Raw genomic sequence first — 19,087 nt, forward strand, 5'->3', positions numbered from 1 at the left:
AACTTCTTTTTAGCAAGCTATTTATTGATAATTGACCATAAAATATTTTTTCTTACCACGACGTATAATGGTAAACGCATTTTCATACTTATCTTCATTACTTAATTCATACTGTAAATCTTGTTGACGTTCTCCATTGATATATATAGCCCCATTTGAAACATCTTCTCTTGCTTGACGTTTAGATGATGAGATTTTTGTTTCAACTAGCGCATCAACAATATTCGTTGTACCTTGTGATAATGTCACTTGCGGTACATCTTTAAAACCTGTCTTAATTTCATCAGCAGTTAATGCTTTTAAATCTCCACTAAATAAAGCTTGAGAAATTCTTTGTGCTTCGCTCAGTGCTTCTTCACCATGAATAAAACGCGTCACATTTTCAGCTAAAGCTTTTTGAGCTTTTCGTAAATGTGGTTCATCTTTTACAGATTGCTCAAGTGTTTCAATCTCTTCTTTTGATAAAAATGTAAAATATTTTAAAAACTTAATCACATCTTCATCACTCGTATTAATCCAAAATTGATACAATTCATATGGACTTGTTTTTTCACGGTCTAACCAAACTGTACCTGATTCTGACTTACCAAACTTTTTCCCGTCTGATTTTGTCACTAATGGAATTGTTAGGCCATACACATCTGTAGTCCCATACATACGTCGCATGAGTTCAATACCACTTGTAATATTACCCCATTGATCTGAACCACCGATTTGTAATTGAACATCCATTTCTTTGTTAAGATGACCAAAATCAATCGCTTGCAAAATGGTATACGTGAATTCTGTATACGAAATACCATGTTCAAGTCGTGTTTGAATAGAGTCTTTACCAAGCATATAATTGACACCGACATGCTTACCATAATCTCTCAAAAACTCAATGAGTGATATTTGGCTTAACCAATCTCTATTATTAACTAAAATTGCTCCATTATCACTATTAAAATCAAACAATTGCTCCATTTGTTTTTGAATTCCTTTAACATTTTGAGCAACTTGATCTTCTGTTTGCAAAACGCGTTCTTCCGTTTTACCTGATGGGTCACCAATCATACCTGTACCGCCACCAATTAATACGACAGGTCGATGCCCAAATTCTTGAAAGCGTCTTAAAGTTAAATATGGCAATAAATGGCCAATATGCAAACTATCTGCCGTTGGATCAGCACCACAATATAATTTAACTTGCTTTTGATTGAGTAATTTTTCTATTTCTTCTTCATCAGTTTGCTGATATATCAATCCTCGCCATTTTAAATCCTCTAATAATGTATTCACTATAAGTCATTCCTCCTTTAAAAATAAAAAAACACCACTTACATCAAAAATGTAAGGGCGCACTTTGCACGTTACCACCATACTTGGGTTCTTTTACAATGATACGTTCATTGTCAAACGCTGAAAATCTATCCGAAGTGTATTCATATAATCACTCTGCTAGTTTCCACCGACCACTAACTCTCTGTAAATAAGTTAATTATATTACTTGTCTTCACTTTCAAATTATATATCCATTTGCTACTCATTATAAGACTTCCACGAGGTACTGTCAATTAGTATATCATAACGGTTATTTATAAATTTATGATATACTTAATTTACTGTTTGGAGGTTATACGACATGATCCCATCCCAATACTCTAAATATGAATCTTTTATCCAAAAATACGATAATACCTTTCATAGAATCAAAAAAATCGTATTATCTTTTTTTATATTTACAATTATAGCTTCACTATTTTTAATAGGTGTATGTATAGGCTATTTTGCAAGTATTATTTCCAATGAACAATCCATAGAAAATAATTATCTATTCTCACAAGTAGTCGATCTACCTGATATGTCAGAGCATATATCTGAAACAACAGATTTATTGGCATATTTCGATGAACCTGAACCACCATTAATAGCCGGCCCTTCTGAAGTGACTCCCTACCTGTCTAAAGCTATAGTGGCTTCTGAAGACGCACAATTTTACGAACACAATGGCATTTTACCAAAAGCTATTTTACGCGCAATGTATCAAGATCTTTTTGATCAAGAAGGCGCAACAGGTGGCAGTACTATTACGCAACAACTGATTAAAAATCAATTGTTAACAAATGAAAAAACATATGACAGAAAAGCCAAAGAAATCATGTATGCAATGCGTATTGAAAAACTATTAACAAAAGATGAGATTATGTATATTTATATGAACATTGTTCCGTTCGGATACGACCATAACGGTCAACACCTTACAGGTATTACTTCTGCTTCTTATGGAATATTTGGCAAAGCACCTATTGATTTATCTATATCAGAAGCCGCCTATCTTGCCGGCATCATTCAAAGTCCATATTATTACACACCATATGATGAAGATGGAAACTTTAGAGGTATTGAAATTACAAAACCATCTATCGACAGACAAAAATACGTCCTTAAAAGGATGTTAATCGAAAAGCAAATTACGCCTAAACAATATAAAAATGCTCTTAATGATAACCTTTATGATCGTATAATCAAATCAAAAACGTAAGCCTACATAGATTATACACGCTTACGCTAGTATCAGGCTGGGACATAAATATCTCGAAGTTTTCTTATAATGAGATGATTCATTCAATAATACGAAAGTGTATTTTTTTAAAGGATTTTAATGTAAAATTACATGTATATCACGTCGTATTGTTGGCGAGACTTCTAAAGGAATAGGATGAGCTTCGAGACCGGGGCTCGACCCATCCCCTAGGAAATGCGAGCCAAACAATACGAATGATTGATAAAAGTAAAGCGTAGAGGTGATTCAATCAAGAACCATCTCTACGCTATTATTTTGGGATTGATGTCCCAGACTCAGCTCAATAATACAAATATCTCCTCAGTGGAAAGTACTTAGTAAAGTTAACGCCTTCATTCTGTCAATAATCCATTCATTAGAATAGTCCTTTAGCATGGCCATCTTCAGTTACATCCATGTTTAGCGCTGCAGGCTTTTTAGGTAGCCCTGGCATTGTCATAATAGCACCAGTCAAAGCAACAACAAATCCTGCTCCTGTTTTGGCTTCAAGTTCACGAATTGTAATTTCAAAATCTGTTGGTGCACCAAGTTGTGTTTGATCTTCTGTGAATGAATATTGTGTCTTTGCCATACAAACTGGGTACTGATCCCATCCATTTTCTTTAAATGTTTTAAGTTGCTTTTTGGCTTTTGACGTAAATGTAACTTTAGAACCTCCGTAAATATCTTTAACAATTTTTTCGATTTTTTCTTCTAGAGGTAACTTTAAATCATACAGGCGTTTGAATTCATTAGGTTGATTCATCACATCTAATACTTTTTCTGCTAAGTCAACGCCACCTTCTCCACCTTTTTCCCATACCTCGGTTAATGATAAACGAACATGGTTTCGTTCTGCCCACTCTTTAACAAAATCAAATTCAGCTTCTGTATCATGAATAAATGCATTTAATGCGATAACTGGTTCTACACCAAACTTACGTATATTATTCACGTGACGCTCTAAATTGGCAATACCAGCTTTAACTGCATCAACATTTTCTTCTTTTAAGTTATCTTTGGCAACACCACCGTGCATTTTTAAAGCACGGATTGTCGCAACAAGCACCACAGCATCTGGCTCAAATCCAGCTTTTCTTGACTTAATATTAATAAATTTTTCAGCACCTAAATCTGAACCAAAACCAGCTTCAGTTACGACAACATCAGCTAAATCACGAGCTGTCTCTGTTGCAATGATTGAATTACATCCGTGTGCAATATTGGCAAAAGGTCCGCCGTGAATCAATGCTGGTGTTCCCTCAATCGTTTGAACCAAGTTTGGTTTAATTGCATCTTTTAAAATCATAGCAAGAGCACCTTCAACCTTTAAGTCTCTTACAGTGACAGGCTTACGATCACGTGTGTATCCTATTGTAATATTTGCAATATTTTCTTTTAAATCTAAAATGCCTGTACTCAAACATAAGATAGCCATAATTTCAGAAGCAACTGTAATATTAAAACCATCTTCTCGTGGAATACCTTGAGTTGCGCCTCCCAGACCTACAACAACTTGACGTAAAGCACGGTCATTCATATCTAAAACACGTTTCCATTCAATTCGACGTTGATCAATGCCTAATTCATTACCTTGATGAATATGATTATCAATAAATGCTGATAATGCGTTATTCGCTGTGGTAATCGCATGGAAATCACCATTAAAATGTAAATTAATATCTTCCATAGGTAATACTTGTGCATAACCGCCACCTGTCGCACCACCTTTAATACCAAAGATTGGGCCAAGTGCAGGTTCTCTTAATGCAACCATAACATTTTGGTTGATTTTGTTGAAAGCATCTGCCAATCCAACCGTTACTGTTGATTTACCTTCCCCAGCAGGTGTTGGACTCATTGCAGTCACAAGTACAACTTTTCCTTTATTTCCCTTTGTTTGAATTTTAGAAATATCAATTTTGGCTTTATAATGACCATATTGCTCTAACGCATCTTCAGAAATTCCCGCCTTACTAGCGATTTCTGTGATAGGTTTTAATGTAGATTGGTTTGCAATTTCTAAATCTGATAAATGACTCAACTTATTCAGCCCCTTAAGTGAAATTGAATTTAATGAGGTTGAGACAAAAGCAGTCAGGATTTAAGCAAATGAGAATCTCTTTTTGACCCCTAAAAATAAATATTGCCATGTCTCATCCCCGATGAAGAGCGATGCTTCACTAACAATGATAACGAACTACTCATGAAAAGTCGAATAAAACCAGATTTACTTTTAAAAGATAAATATGTTGGATTTTCACTATTTTTAGACCGACATAGAAATTATGAATCTTCCATTGTACTTAAGTCACCCGTTGGTAAATCTAACTCCCACGCTTTTAAAACACGTCTCATTATTTTACCTGATCGTGTTTTTGGTAATTTGTCTTTAAATTCAATTTCTCTAGGTGCTGCATGAGCTGCAAGGCCTTCTTTAACAAATTGTCTAATGTCCTCTTTTAATTGATCTGATGGTTTATAACCTTCTCTTAACGCAATGAAAGCTTTAATAATTTCACCGCGAACTGGGTCGGGTTTACCGATAACACCTGCTTCTGCGACAGCGGGGTGTTCTACAAGTTTCGATTCAACTTCAAATGGACCTACACGTTCACCTGCTGTCATAATAACGTCATCAACACGACCTTGGAACCAATAATACCCCTCTTCATCTTTGTATGCAGAATCACCTGATACATACCAATCGCCAATGAAATAGGAACGATATTTTTCTGGATTTTTCCAGATTTTATACATCATGGATGGCCATCCTTTTTTGATTGCTAAATTCCCCATACGATTAGCAGGTAGCTCATTACCATTGTTATCAATAATAGCCGCTTCTATTCCTGGTAAGGGTTTGCCCATTGAACCAAGTTTAATATCCATTGATGGGTAATTAACAATCATATGGCCCCCTGTTTCTGTCATCCACCACGTATCTAATACACGTTTATCAAATACATGTTTCGCCCACTTAATCACTTCTGGATTTAGCGGCTCTCCTACAGACAATATACTTCTCAAAGATTTTAAATTATATTTATTAACTATATCGTCACCTGCACTCATCAACATACGTAATGCTGTAGGTGCTGTATACCAAATCGTTACATTATAATCTTCAATCATACTATACCAAGATTCTGGTGAAAAACGGCCTCCAACAATACAATTCGTTACACCATTTAACCATGGTGCAAATACACCATATGAAGTTCCAGTTACCCATCCTGGATCAGCTGTACACCAATAAATATCATCTTCCTTCAAATCTAGAACGTACTTGCCTGAGATGTAATGAACAAGCATTGCATTTTGGACATGAAGTACACCTTTAGGTTGTCCCGTAGATCCAGAGGTATAATGTAAAATAAGTCCATCATTTTTATCTAACCACTCAATATCAAATTCAGAGCTTGCTTCACTCATCTCTTTATTGAAATCTAAATAACTATTTTCAACCTCCTCATCGACTATGACGACTGTTTCTAAATGTGGTAATTCATCGATTGGCACACGTGGCAATAATGAATGCGTTGTAATGATTACTTTTGCTTCACTATTCTCCAATCTATCCTTGACGGCTTTTTCCATAAACGCTTCGAATAACGGACCTACAATTGCACCTATTTTCAAACTGCCTAATAGAGCAAAATAAAGTTCTGGTGTCCTTGGCATAAAGATAAATACACGATCCCCTTTTCGAACATTTGCTTTATCTTTTAAAACGTTAGCAGCCTGATTAGACTTTTGTTGTAAATCTTTATAAGTATAGGCTTCCTGACGTTGACTATCTTTATAATATAATGCTACTTTTTCCCCTTTTCCATTTTCGACATGACGGTCAATACATTCATATGCCATATTGATTTGACCGGTTTGATACCATGAAAATGATTTTTCGACTTCTTCCCAATTAAAATTTTGATATACTTCCTCATAATTCGAAAGGTTAAAATCTCCTTGCTCTCCTTTATAAATTTCAACTTTCATAGTCATACCCCCTGTTTGAAATCATATTTCAAAATAATTATAGCTTAATCGGAAAACGTTTTCAAAAAATTCTACTTTTTCTGAATTATAGTGCATAAAATGTATCATTACCTTATAATTGTATATAGTACATCATTAGCAAAGGGGTTAAACCTGATGAAACACATTAAAACATATGAAAAAGAAACGTATACAATCAATGATGAAACTATCGTCATTGAAGGTCCACTCACTAAGCATAGATTAAAACAAATGACTTATGATCAAGGATTAAATGCCTTTCGTAATCCTGCTGAACAATTTGAAGCTCTTCAAGAGATTAGTATGTTAGATGAGGGTCGCATTTATGTTATTCATGTCACAAATCATATCATTGGTTATGTCACCTATCTTTATCCTGACCCTCTTGAAAGATGGTCTACAGGTCAATTGCCCTATTTATTAGAATTAGGTGCGATTGAAATTACACTCAATTACCGAGGTTTAGGGTTAGGCAATGAATTATTAAAGGTAAGCACAAGAAGTCCAGAACTCGAAGACTATATCATAATTACAACTGAGTACTATTGGCATTGGGACTTAACAAATTCTGGTTTAGACGTTTTTGAATATAAAAAATTAATGAATCGTATGATGTCTAGTGGAGGATTAGAAGTTTTCGCAACAGACGATCCTGAAATTACGAGTCATCCTGCAAATTGTTTAATGGCACGTATAGGAAAAAATATTGATGTTGAACAAATGCGGGCATTTGACGACATTCGTTTTATGAATCGATTCTTTTTTTGAGGGGCGGTTAGTGTATATATGAAGAAACAACAATACTCACAGACAGGCTATGTTTATTCTGATGAATTATTAAATTACCGATTTCACAATAAACATCCTTTCAATCAAATGAGACTGAAGTTAACGACTGAATTATTACAATGTGAAGGTTTATTACATGATCATCAAATGATTAAGCCTCGACAAGCTACTATTGAAGAAATTGCATCTATTCATAAATATGACTATATTGAAGCAATCAGACGCGGAGAACGAAACCTTCTCAATTCAGATGAAAAAGAAAAATATGGTTTAAATGAGGAAGACACCCATCTATTCCCCAAAATCCATAGTAGCGCAGCCACAATTGTTGGAGGTGGATTAAACCTTATTGATGCAATCATGGCGGGGCAATTTCGAAATGGTTGCCACTTAGGTGGAGGATTACACCATGCTTTAGAAGGTCGTGCAAATGGATTTTGTGTATATAATGATGCTGCGATATATATTAATCATTTAATTAAAAATTATCACCAACGTGTTTTGTATATTGATACAGATGCGCATCACGGAGATGGTATCCAATGGTGTTTTTACAACTCCGACCAAGTGTTAAATTATTCTATTCACGAAACTGGAAAATTTTTATTCCCAGGTTCTGGCCATTATTCTGAAAGAGGCACTGAGCAAGGATTTGGGTATTCCATCAACCTCCCTTTAGAACCTTTTACAGAACACGATTCTTATATCGAAGTTTTTACTAAAACTATCGAGAAAATTGCTGAGCGTTTTAAACCTGATTTCATCGTCAGTGTTAATGGTTCAGACATTCATTATTTAGATCCTTTAACGCATATGCATTGTAACTTAAATACACTGTATCAAATTCCTTATATTGTTACAGACATTGCTGAAAAATATTGTGAGGGCCGCCAAATTATGCTAGGTGGTGGTGGTTATAATATATGGCGTGTCGTTCCTCGAGCATGGAGTCATTTGTTTTTAAGTCTTATTCACCATCCACCACTAAAAGGCAAACTTTCAAGTCAATGGTTAAATAAGTGGAAACAGTATAGTCCTGTACATATCCCTGAGTATTGGGAAGAGCAATTTACAGATTATACACCGATACCCAGACGACATGAAATCACTGAAAAAAACCGTACAACTTCCTCTTATATATTAAATTGGTTTTAAAAAAATTACGGGTTGGGCATAAATATCTCGAAGTTTTCTTATCATGAGATGATTCATTCAATGATACGAAAGTTTTTTAATATTTTAATGTAAAATGAAATGTATATAACGTCGTATTGTTGGTGAGACTCCTGAGGGAATAGGATGAGCGTCGAGACCGGGGCTCGACCCATCCCCCTAGGAAATGCGAGCCAAATAATACGGATTATTGATAAAGGAAAAGCGTAGAGGTGATTCAATCATTGAACCATTTCTACGCTATTATTTTGGGATTGATGTCCCAGACTCTAACCCAAATATTTATTTTCAGTCATCATCGATTTAAAATGCATAAAACACTATAATGAGGCATTTTTCACTATCTTTAAATATTATATTTCATTCGCCAAACCAAAAACGTTTAAGTTTTAAATCATATTAATGACGTGTTGTTCCTCTATATCTTATTGTGTAAGGAAGTACGACATTAGGCTCAGCAATTTCTTCATTATTCATATATTTAGTTAGTAATCTCATGCCAACTGCCCCAATATCATATAAAGGTTGAATGACACTTGACAATTGAGGACGAACCATTTCCACAAGACGTGTATTATTAAAACTTACGACTTGAATATCTTCAGGTACACTTAACCCTGCATCTAAAGCACCATGAACAATACCAATTGCTTGCTCATCACTAATGGATAAAACAGCGTCAGGTTTATAAGAGCTAAGTTGTTCATATGCTCTGATACCATCCTTATATGTTTCATTGCCTATATACATTAAATGATCTTCTACAGTCAATTTATGTTTTTCAAGCACATTTTTTAAGCCTGTAAATACGTCTTCTTGGGCTTTCTTTGAATAACCAGCACCCACAAAAGCAAACTTTTCCGCACCTGATTGTACAAGCTTTTCAGTCACTTCTTCACTCGCTTTTACAAAATCAATATTTACTGAAGCAATTCCGTCATCTTTGCCATTTGTACCAGAAACAACAACTGGTACTGATGCTCTATTAATTTGAGCTTTAATATCGTCAGTTAAAGTACCACCTAAGAAGATAATCCCATCAACTTGCTTACTTAATAGATTATTAAAAATTTCTTGCTCTTTTGCTGGATCATCGTCTGAATTTGATATAATGGTATGGTATTTATACATTGTTGCAATATCTTCTAATCCACGTGCCAATTGTGAATAATAAATATTAGAAATATCTGGAATGACAACACCAACAGTCGTTGTTCTCTTACTTGCTAAACCTCTAGCAACTGCGTTAGGTCGATAATTCAACCGTTTAATCACTTCATTCACTTTATCTCTTGTTTCCGGTTTGACATTTTGATTGCCGTTCACTACACGTGACACTGTTGCCATTGATACGCGTGCTTCTCTAGCGACGTCATATATCGTAACTGTCATTTTTTTGCCTCCTCGAAATCGCTATTCTTTTTAGTCCATTCCGTTTTCATTTTATTTTCATAGTTTATCACAAATGCCCTATCTATAACATCTAAAACGCTTTCTTGTCATTTTTTTGTCAATTTTATAAAGGGTAAAATGTCAAATTTCTTCTTTTAATACGCTTAATATAAATTTTTCAATAAACATAAAAAAGCTTGAACATCAATCCCAAAATAAATAGTGCTGAGATGATTTTTAATAAAAATGCATCTTAATGCTACCTTTTATGATAAAACCAAAAAAATCAAAGTGACTATTTAACACGCAAAACTATCCTTCAACGATGAATTTATTTGTGCAAATTATAAACGTTTAGTTTAGGATTTAAAAGATATGCATATTGAAATGATTGTTATAGTTTTTGCAATGATCGTTCTGGTTGTTCATTTGGAAACCAGTGTATGAAGTTTAATTCAAAAGCGAATAAGAAAATCATGAAAAATGATAATTGAGAATATTTTAAAGCGTAAATAAACCAAAAGCTTTCTAGCCCAGAAACACAATGAATCTAAATCAAAGAAAAGTTGATGGAGACCCTGTTTTGGGATTTAATCGAATGTCAGTGCGAGGATTAAACAAGATAAAATGAGAACTCGTTTTTGTAATTATGGCATTAAATATAATTAAAGGAAAAACTTCGAGATTTTTCGTAAATTCGTACGAAAATCTCGAAGTTTTTCGATTACTGATATTTATGTCCCAGACTCTAAAAAATTATTTTATTTTATTTTGATTATATAATTCTGATAGTGGTTTAATTTCATTGTAAAATGTATTAAACTCATCTAAATCCATTTGTTGGCCACTATCGCTAAGTGCTACTGAAGGTTCTGGATGAACTTCTGCCATCACTCCATCTGCCCCAACAGCTAATGCTGCCTTAGCTGTTGGTAACATAATGTCTTTACGTCCAGTACTATGTGTTACATCAACTAACACTGGCAAGTGCGTGCCTTGTTTTAATATAGGGACTGCTGATATATCAAGCGTATTACGTGTAGCTTTTTCGTATGTTCTAATACCACGTTCACACAAAATAATGTTTTGGTTTCCTTGAGCAGCAATATATTCAGCAGCATATATAAACTCTTCAATAGTTGCTGAAAGACCTCTTTTAAGTAGAATCGGTTTATTCGTGCGCCCTGCCTCTTTAAGCAATTCAAAGTTATGCATATTTCGAGCACCAATTTGGAAAACGTCTAAATATTGATTAGCAATTTCAAAATCTCTAGGGTGTACTATTTCACTGACAACATTTAAGTCATATTGATCTTTTATTTTCTTAAGTATTTTTAAACCTTCTTCCCCTAAACCTTGGAAATCATATGGAGATGTACGTGGTTTAAACGCGCCTCCACGAATAAATTTTTCGCCTTTAGATTTTAAATCTTTTGCAACTGCTTCAACTTGTTCGTATGATTCTACTGAACATGGTCCAAATACAAATGACTTTTGGCCTTGTCCTAAAATACCACCATTTTTAAACTGAACAATAGTATCTTCAGGCTTGAGCTTTCTAGAAACATACAAATGTTTTTCGTTTTCAGATTTCTGTAAATCTGTTGAGGCTTTAAATATTTCTTTGAATAATTGTTTAATCACATTGTCATTAAATGGACCATTATTCTTATCGATTAAAGTATTTAACATTTCTTTTTCTCTTTGAGGATCGTAGATAACTGTACTTTGCTTGCGCTTTTCTTCGCCGATTTTTTGAGCTAGCTCTCCTCTTTTTGAAAGTAATGTTAATATTTGATCATTCAATTCTTCTATTTCTTTTCGGTATGTCTCTAATTTATTTGACATCATATCACCTCAACACATATTTTCTTGTCACTTTAAAGCAATGAAATTGTTATTAGATATTTTGTATCATATCAAGTAATCTTTTAAAATTCAATAGTAACAGATAAATTTATGTAAATTTTTAGAATATTCTTTATTGTTGCGCTTTTTACTGCTATAAAACAGGCTGGGACATAAATCCTAAAATAAATAGCCTAAGACGATTTTTTATTATCAACCTTCGTACGATATGACTTCTCTTTCCGAAGAGGACAACCTCATCCTGTATCTTCGACTAGTCCTATTCCTTTAGGAGTCTCGTCAGAAATACTTCGTTTATACATGTCATGACTCACTGTAGTACTTTAAAAACCCAGATACTTTCGTATAATCTAATACTAAATGAGCGAGGTTCCGTATGTATAAAGTTTATAACATGACTCATTTTACACTACCAATAGAAGCATCCCTTTTGATTCCTAATCATATTGATCACGACATGTGAATAATATTACTTGAGAATGGACTTAAACATCATCGTGGTGGGGCTAAATATATCATTATATGAAAAACTTCGAGATTTTTTCGTGAATTCGTACGAAAATCTCGAAGTTTTTGGATTACTGATGTATATGTCTCAAATTCTTTCAGTTTCGCTATTGATTAAATTTTTGTTTTTCAACTTTACTATTCTTTTTTTCTATTCTTTCAGTCGCATCTGATTGAGTTGTCTTCATATCATGAGTAATAACACCATTTTCAAATTTAGCTTGGCTATGCTTATTTTGATTTGAAGCATTGCTTTCATTTTGTGATGGTCGATGCCCTTCTAATCGGTCTGAGTCTACTTCACTCTGAATTGCACGACGTTGTGCTCTTAATGAAGCCTCTGAAGGTTCATCCTTTTTTTGAGTTTTGAATTCATTTGTAACAGGTGTTGTCTTTTCTGTTTCTTCTTTTGTTGTTTGTGCTACAGCATTTTTCTCTTTATCCACTTCAGATTGTGCTGTTTGTGTAGGTCCTGTTTGACCTTCTAATCGGTCTGAATCTACCTCACTGCGTATCGCGCGATGTTGTGCAGCTAGTTCATCAGAGGTAGCTTCATTTTTATTGTCATCTAATGATGACGTTAAAACTTTACGAGCTTGTTCTTTTAGGTTATCAGCTTTACGTTGTGCCTCTTCTCTGATTTTTGCTGATACTTGAACTGATTCATCTTGTTTTTTCTTATTGAATTTTATTTGAGATGATTTTGAGGAAGTATTTAGTATAATCCCTAATGCACTTCCTAATATGGCACCCGCTACAAAGCCGAACACAAGATCTAAACGTCTACTGCTTTCATCATTCGGTACTTCATAACTTTCTAAACCTTTTGTATATAAATCGCGATTATATTTTTCCATAAAATAACAGCCTCCTTATATTAAAAGCACTTAAATAAAGTTATAAACTCATTTAAGTGCTTCAGTTAAAGATTCTAATTTTGCAATCGAATCATTTATTATTTGTTAGAATCATTTAAAGTTGTGTACTTAGTATTAACTGATTCTGGATTTGTTGCAAAATCATTAATATCTTTGTTTTCATATTCATTGTTGACTAAGTCTTGGTTCGATAATGACTTAGCATCATGAGCCTGCTGATTACGACGTGCATCATCAGCCACATTTGTTGTTTTATATGCTGCACTACTTCTACGTTGTTTGCGGTTTTGCCATTTATCTGCAATTTCCATTGCAACATTTGACCATTGAACCACTTGAGATATTTTATCTTCATTTTGAGAGATATTGTGTGTAATTGAGTGTGTCACACGATCAACTGATCCATTTAAAGTTTGTACTGAATCACCAATGCCTTTTACAGCATTGACAACTGAATTTAAACGATTTGATTTATCTTGAATATCTTCAGTAAGTCTATTTGCTTTATGCAATAAATCTGTAGATTCACGTGTAATACCTTGAATTTGTCCTTCAACACCATCAAGTGTTTTAGCAACATGATCTAAATTTTTCTTTACAGAAACTAATACAACAACAATCCCAATACATAAAATTAAAAATGCAATTGCTGCTATAATACCAGCGATTGGTAAAATCCATTCCATTCGAAAACGCCTCCTAATTGACATTAAAATATGCTATTTAGTTTATTATATATCCCTTCATTCCATATCTCAAACATTAAAAATCGTGTTCAACACCAATTTTATCCATATATGCTTTAAGTACATTTTGAATGTCTCCAGCACCCATAAACAATAAAACTGCATCATCATGTTTTTTCAAGATATCAACGTTTGATTCAGAAATGAGTTGTCCATTATCAACTAAATCAAGAAGATTTTGGATTGTTAACTCGCCACGCTCTTCACGAATCGATCCAAATATATCGCATAAATACGTTTGATCTGATAAGTTGAGAACATCCGCAAATTCCTTCAAAAATGCTTTAGTCCTTGAAAAAGTATGTGGTTGAAATATTGCAATAACTTCCTTTTTGGGATATTTCTTTCGTGCAGTCTCAATTGTTGCACTAATTTCTCTTGGATGATGTGCATAATCATCGACAAGCACTTGATGTTGCGCAATGGTTTCATTAAAGCGACGTTTGACACCGCCAAACGTAAGTAGTGCCTCTTTGATATTTTCTACGTTTAGATTTTCAAGATAACTAATTGTTAAAACAGCAAGTGTATTTAAAACGTTATGATCACCGTATTGTGGTGTTATAAATCTACCATAATATGTCCCTTTAATGTACACATCAAAGGCAGTTCCTTTGTTCGTAATTTCAATTCGATCTGCAAATACATCCATATTGCGATCAAAACCATAATAAAAAATAGGTACGTCTACTTTCAAGGTTTTTAAATGAGGGTCATCTCCCCATGCAATGATGGCCTTTTTTACATTTTGGGCCATACTTTGGAATGCCGACACCACGTCATCAATATCTTGAAAATAATCAGGATGATCAAAATCGATATTTGTAATAATTGCATAATCTGGTGAATAGCTTAAAAAGTGTCTACGATATTCGCACGCTTCAAAAGCAAAATATTCACTTTGTGGCAATCCCATTCCTGTACCATCACCAATTAGAAATGACGTTTTTTTATCACCATTCATCACATGAGATAAAAGTCCTGTCGTCGATGTTTTACCGTGCGCTCCAGTTACAGCAACAGAAATATATTGATTAATCACTTCACTTAAAAAGTCATGATAACGTATTACCTTTAAGCCCATCTCATGTGCTCTAGCAATCTCTTCATGAGTGTCTTTAAATGCATTACCTTGAATCACTGTTAATCCCTCTTTAATGTTTTCAGCATCAAAAGGAAGGATGGAAATCCCTTTATTTCTAAGTGCAATTTCAGTAAAAATATGTTGATCGATATCTGAACCTTGCACATCATATCCTAAATCATAAATAATCTGAGCTAAAGAACTCATCCCCGACCCTTTAATGCCGACAAAATGGTATTTAGTCATGACTGTATCGCCCTTTCATCAATTATATTTCTTTCAAATCAGATTCAGTTAAATAGACATCTCTCGGTTTTGAGCCATTTGCACCAGAAATGTATCCTAATTGCTCTAATTGATCGATAATCCTAGCCGCTCTATTATAGCCAATTTGGAAATGTCTTTGAATCAATGATGTAGATACGCTCTTTTCTCTGACCATAAAGGCACATACTTCATCAAACAATTCATCTTTAACTGGCTCTTCAGTTTTCTTTAATAATTCGCTCTCATGAAACAGATATTCAGGTTCTCGTTGGGATTTGATAAATTCTACCACTTTATCAATCTCATCATCAGACACAAAAGTCCCCTGTACACGAATAGGTTTATTCATGCCATTACCAAGATATAACATGTCACCATAACCTAATAATCTTTCTGCTCCACCACTATCAAGTATTGTTCTTGAATCCACACTTGATGATACCATAAATGCAATCCGTGTAGGAATGTTTGCTTTAATTAAACCTGTTATGACATTAACAGATGGTCTTTGAGTTGCTACAAGCATATGAATACCACATGCTCGTGCTTTTTGAGCAATTCGTGATATCGACTGTTCGACTTCTTGTGGAGCCATCATCATTAAATCAGCAAGTTCGTCAATGACAATCACTATCTTTGGAATGCGTTCATCGTAATTGACTTTTTTATTATATGCTGTAATGTTTCTAACATGCTTTTGTGCAAATAATTTATAACGTTTTTCCATTTCATCTACAGCCCACTTTAAACTTTGTGTGGCAGCTTTTACATCTGTAATAACAGGTGCAACTAAGTGTGGGAGACCGTTATAAGGTGCAAGTTCAACCATTTTAGGATCAATTAATAACAATTTAAGTTCCTCTGGATGATTACGGTATAATAATGAGATTAAAATACTATTAATTGAAACTGATTTACCAGAACCAGTGGCTCCTGCAATTAGAGCATGCGGTGTTTTGGCAATATCCATTAATAGAGGTTCGTTGTTAATCCGACTTCCCATAGCGACAGTTAATTTAGAATCCGCATTCTTAAATAAACGATTTTCAATAATTGACCTTAAATTCACTTTAGTTGATGATTGATTAGGCACTTCAATACCTACTAAACTCGTTCCAGGTATAGGCGCTTCTATTCGAATATCCTTAGCTGCTAAAGCCATTTTAATATCATCTTGCAATGCCGTTATTCTAGATACTTTAACGCCCTTTTCAACTGATAACTCAAAACGGGTTACACTTGGCCCTTCAATTACATTTACTACCTCTGCTGGGACGTTAAAGTAATAAAACGATTCGTTTAATTCGTCTTTTTTGGACTGAATCCAAGCCTCGTCTGTCTCTTGAATGACAGTTTCATCCAGTAATTCAATACTAGGCAATTTAATGTTTGGACCTCGACGGATTAAAGTAGATTTTTCCTTCAAGTGCTCAGTTCTATCTGATTCCATCAGTTCAGGGTTACTTACTATTTCAGAAGACTTTTGCATGCTGCTTTGAGATTCAATTGAGCTATCACTAGGCTTTAAATCTGGCTCATTAATCTGTTGCACATCCACAATGTCACTCTGTTCGTTTGATACGTTGTCCCTTTTAGACTGTAACCGCTTATTCTGTCCATCTCGCCACCTTTTCTTATCAGAAGGTGTCATGACAACATTAAAAGGTTTACTTCCCTTTCGAATCGGTGTGTGCTTCAAATCACCTTGCAAACCTTTTTTCTGATTCAAAGTCGTTGTTTCACTTTGAATCGTTTCCTCTTGATCACTTTCGTTTTGTTCAGATACTTCTGGTTTGAGTTCTGGTTCATGTGTAGACGCTTTATTTTCGGATTGCTTTAAATTGTCATTTGAGCTTAATGGTTGATGGCTTGTTTCAGGCCGTAACTGTGGTTCAGAAATATCCTCTTTTTTATCCTTTTCTTGCTGATCAAGCTCAACAGTACTTTCTTCTAATTGTATATGCTTTGGCATTTCATCTGACTGTTGAGGTTGAATTGCATTTGAGTCTGATGATACTTCCTCTAATTTTGCTACACCATCATTTTTTGTCACATCGTCATGATTGAATGCTTGTTGGTGCTCACTTACACTATGGTTGGCCACCACATTCCTTTCATCATCAGAATCCGTACGGTCTTTTAAGTCTGCTGTAGACGCCTCAAATTGAGATAAATCTAACTCCTCGTATTCAAAAGCTTCTTTTACATCCGAAACAGCAGTAGCACCATCATGATTTAAGACTTCACTTTTTTCATGCTGATCAAATTGACTGACCGTGTGATCATCTTGACCTTTATGGTCTTTGCCTAAAAGTGATTGAGCTTGTGCTGCATGCATTTCACTGATTGCTTTTTCGATATCAGAATGTGCACTCTTTTGTTTCAGGGCTCTTTCTTTTTCAAGCGCTTCTTTAAATCGCTTTTTTTGTAAAACCTTTTTTTCACGCTCTCTTCTAATCTCTTCTACAATTTGCGAGGCGTACACATTTTCAATATTAATCGTGTTGTCCCGTTTTGAATAATTTGGAGTTTTATGTCTAAATGTAGAATGTTTGTTCTCTTTTTTTAAACTTGAATACTCGTTATCCCCTGGCTTATTTTCACCATTAATAGCATTTGTTTGATGACGTGTATCTGGCGATTGATTTAATCCACTATTTTTAAATGCTTTAGGTGTCTTTGTGCCAAAAATAGCTGATGGCACATCACTTGCTCTGAATTCTTTCTGATGATATGTAGGCTTCGTATCAAACCGTTCTTGTCTTGAACTATTATTAATGTGGTGCTGACTACTACTTTTAGGATATTTAACCTGCTGATTCGCGTTCATATTTTCTTTGTGTTGTTCATGATTATTTTTATTGGCTTGTGTATTTTCGAATCTCCTAGCGCCCCGATGACGTCTTTCACCTCGTTCTAATGTAAACGAAGGCTTATTAGACTTAGCAAATAAATATGCATTTTGACTCTCTTCATTTTCTCTTACTTTACTTTTATGCTTTTGATTAAGATCTTTTTCATCATACATATTAACTGGGAAACGAAACTTCCCCCTTGGTCTGTGATACACATCATTAAACTGGGGGATAAGCGTTTCCTTTTCATCTGTCATTTGTGATGAATGGCGGCGTAATGAACGCTTTGTTTGATCTCTATGATTATTTTCACCAAATAAGTTATCAAACCAACTCATTTAAACACAACCTTCCCTTACTCATCAAAAAATGGTTGACCAACTTGATACGAATCGTTCAATACCATAATACCTTTTTCTTTAGGGGCATTTGGTAAGTTTAACTCTTTCATAGAGCAGACCATTCCACTTGAAGGTATGCCTCTTAATTCAGCGTCTTTAATAATCATTCCGCTTGGCATGACTGCTCCTACTTTTGCTACGACAACTTTTTGTCCTTGCTCAATGTTCGGTGCACCACATACAATTTGAAGGGTTTCAGAACCGACATCTATTTGACAAATGCTTAGTTTATCAGCATTAGGATGCTTTTCTTTACTTTCTACATATCCCACAACAAATTTTGGAGCAAAATCGACCTCCAGTTGATAATTAACATTAGCGTTATTTAACATAGTTTGAATATCAGCTACGAGTTGTTGATCTAACTTAATTAGCCCTTTACCAAGAATGTTTAAATGTTTTGATGCGTTAAATAAGTTAAATCCTACAACTTCATTATTTGATTTAATGATCATAACCTCATTCATTTTTTCATAAGAATAAGGCCCTTCTACTGTTTTAACTTGTAAAAACGCAACGTCTCCTACACCGTTTAAGTTATAAAATAAATTCATGCTTTTT

The 19,087-nt window shown here is 34.4% G+C and carries 13 protein-coding genes and 1 pseudogene; 4 read left to right on the top strand and 10 right to left on the bottom strand.

Annotation, left to right across the window (positions count from 1 at the left end; genetic code table 11):
* Nucleotides 1–21: 21 nt before the first annotated feature.
* Nucleotides 22–1,284 (bottom strand): tyrosine--tRNA ligase, encoded by a 1,263-nt coding sequence (tyrS, locus tag C7J90_RS10180; protein ID WP_103208267.1) that lies wholly within the window; start codon nucleotides 1,282–1,284, stop codon nucleotides 22–24.
* Between the two features lie 340 nt (nucleotides 1,285–1,624).
* Between tyrS and C7J90_RS10185 the strand changes: the two genes are divergently transcribed.
* Entirely contained in the window at nucleotides 1,625–2,524 is a 900-nt protein-coding gene (locus tag C7J90_RS10185) for a biosynthetic peptidoglycan transglycosylase (RefSeq protein WP_103208268.1), read from the top strand.
* A 397-nt stretch (nucleotides 2,525–2,921) separates the two neighbouring features.
* Here the strand turns inward: C7J90_RS10185 and C7J90_RS10190 are convergent, their stop codons facing one another.
* Together C7J90_RS10190 and acsA are read right to left on the bottom strand one after the other, a co-directional pair.
* Nucleotides 2,922–4,589 (bottom strand): formate--tetrahydrofolate ligase, encoded by a 1,668-nt coding sequence (locus C7J90_RS10190; RefSeq protein ID WP_103208270.1) that lies wholly within the window; start codon nucleotides 4,587–4,589, stop codon nucleotides 2,922–2,924.
* A 242-nt stretch (nucleotides 4,590–4,831) separates the two neighbouring features.
* On the bottom strand, nucleotides 4,832–6,544 hold the full coding sequence (gene acsA / locus C7J90_RS10195; RefSeq protein ID WP_103208272.1) for an acetate--CoA ligase: 1,713 nt from the start codon (nucleotides 6,542–6,544) through the stop codon (nucleotides 4,832–4,834).
* Nucleotides 6,545–6,700: 156 nt separating this feature from the next.
* On the opposite strand from acsA, the gene C7J90_RS10200 reads away from it, so the two are divergent.
* Together C7J90_RS10200 and C7J90_RS10205 are read left to right on the top strand one after the other, a co-directional pair.
* Nucleotides 6,701–7,333, top strand: a complete 633-nt coding sequence (locus C7J90_RS10200) for a GNAT family N-acetyltransferase (RefSeq protein WP_103208275.1) — start codon at nucleotides 6,701–6,703, stop codon at nucleotides 7,331–7,333.
* Between the two features lie 18 nt (nucleotides 7,334–7,351).
* Entirely contained in the window at nucleotides 7,352–8,509 is a 1,158-nt protein-coding gene (locus C7J90_RS10205; RefSeq protein ID WP_103208277.1) for an acetoin utilization protein AcuC, read from the top strand.
* A gap of 417 nt (nucleotides 8,510–8,926) precedes the next feature.
* Here the strand turns inward: C7J90_RS10205 and ccpA are convergent, their stop codons facing one another.
* Nucleotides 8,927–9,919, bottom strand: coding sequence for a catabolite control protein A (ccpA, locus tag C7J90_RS10210; protein WP_103208278.1), 993 nt, complete (start codon nucleotides 9,917–9,919; stop codon nucleotides 8,927–8,929).
* Between the two features lie 270 nt (nucleotides 9,920–10,189).
* On the opposite strand from ccpA, the pseudogene C7J90_RS12340 reads away from it, so the two are divergent.
* A pseudogene (locus C7J90_RS12340) lies at nucleotides 10,190–10,694 on the top strand (transposase); the annotation flags it as partial.
* Here the strand turns inward: C7J90_RS12340 and C7J90_RS10220 are convergent.
* From C7J90_RS10220 to ytpR, 6 genes are all read right to left on the bottom strand, one after another.
* Nucleotides 10,676–11,767, bottom strand: a complete 1,092-nt coding sequence (locus C7J90_RS10220; protein ID WP_103208280.1) for a bifunctional 3-deoxy-7-phosphoheptulonate synthase/chorismate mutase — start codon at nucleotides 11,765–11,767, stop codon at nucleotides 10,676–10,678. The pseudogene C7J90_RS12340 and the gene C7J90_RS10220 sit on opposite strands and share 19 nt — an antisense overlap.
* A gap of 635 nt (nucleotides 11,768–12,402) precedes the next feature.
* Nucleotides 12,403–13,152: a hypothetical protein gene (locus C7J90_RS10225; RefSeq protein WP_103208282.1), complete on the bottom strand. Its 750-nt coding sequence runs from the start codon at nucleotides 13,150–13,152 to the stop codon at nucleotides 12,403–12,405.
* A gap of 98 nt (nucleotides 13,153–13,250) precedes the next feature.
* Nucleotides 13,251–13,859, bottom strand: coding sequence for a DUF948 domain-containing protein (locus C7J90_RS10230; RefSeq protein ID WP_103208284.1), 609 nt, complete (start codon nucleotides 13,857–13,859; stop codon nucleotides 13,251–13,253).
* Nucleotides 13,860–13,935: 76 nt separating this feature from the next.
* Nucleotides 13,936–15,249, bottom strand: coding sequence for a UDP-N-acetylmuramate--L-alanine ligase (gene murC, locus C7J90_RS10235; protein ID WP_103208286.1), 1,314 nt, complete (start codon nucleotides 15,247–15,249; stop codon nucleotides 13,936–13,938).
* A gap of 22 nt (nucleotides 15,250–15,271) precedes the next feature.
* On the bottom strand, nucleotides 15,272–18,463 hold the full coding sequence (locus C7J90_RS10240; RefSeq protein WP_103208288.1) for a DNA translocase FtsK: 3,192 nt from the start codon (nucleotides 18,461–18,463) through the stop codon (nucleotides 15,272–15,274).
* Nucleotides 18,464–18,480: 17 nt separating this feature from the next.
* The gene (gene ytpR / locus C7J90_RS10245) at nucleotides 18,481–19,080 is read right to left on the bottom strand and encodes a YtpR family tRNA-binding protein (protein WP_103208290.1); all 600 of its coding nucleotides are present in this window, start codon (nucleotides 19,078–19,080) and stop codon (nucleotides 18,481–18,483) included.
* Nucleotides 19,081–19,087 lie beyond the last annotated feature (7 nt).

The sequence above is a fragment of the Staphylococcus felis genome, assembly GCF_003012915.1.
GTDB classification, from domain to species: domain Bacteria; phylum Bacillota; class Bacilli; order Staphylococcales; family Staphylococcaceae; genus Staphylococcus; species Staphylococcus felis.

Bases quoted from the DNA above. Each gene is read 5' to 3' on its own strand.
- ccpA (WP_103208278.1), bottom strand. From the start codon at position 9,919: ATGACAGTTACGATATATGACGTCGCTAGAGAAGCACGCGTATCAATG.
- C7J90_RS10185 (WP_103208268.1), top strand. From the start codon at position 1,625: ATGATCCCATCCCAATACTCTAAATATGAATCTTTTATCCAAAAATAC.
- ytpR (WP_103208290.1), bottom strand. From the start codon at position 19,080: ATGAATTTATTTTATAACTTAAACGGTGTAGGAGACGTTGCGTTTTTA.
- C7J90_RS10225 (WP_103208282.1), bottom strand. From the start codon at position 13,152: ATGGAAAAATATAATCGCGATTTATATACAAAAGGTTTAGAAAGTTAT.
- C7J90_RS10230 (WP_103208284.1), bottom strand. From the start codon at position 13,859: ATGGAATGGATTTTACCAATCGCTGGTATTATAGCAGCAATTGCATTT.
- acsA (WP_103208272.1), bottom strand. From the start codon at position 6,544: ATGAAAGTTGAAATTTATAAAGGAGAGCAAGGAGATTTTAACCTTTCG.
- C7J90_RS10240 (WP_103208288.1), bottom strand. From the start codon at position 18,463: ATGAGTTGGTTTGATAACTTATTTGGTGAAAATAATCATAGAGATCAA.
- C7J90_RS10220 (WP_103208280.1), bottom strand. From the start codon at position 11,767: ATGTCAAATAAATTAGAGACATACCGAAAAGAAATAGAAGAATTGAAT.
- C7J90_RS10205 (WP_103208277.1), top strand. From the start codon at position 7,352: ATGAAGAAACAACAATACTCACAGACAGGCTATGTTTATTCTGATGAA.
- C7J90_RS10200 (WP_103208275.1), top strand. From the start codon at position 6,701: ATGAAACACATTAAAACATATGAAAAAGAAACGTATACAATCAATGAT.
- murC (WP_103208286.1), bottom strand. From the start codon at position 15,249: ATGACTAAATACCATTTTGTCGGCATTAAAGGGTCGGGGATGAGTTCT.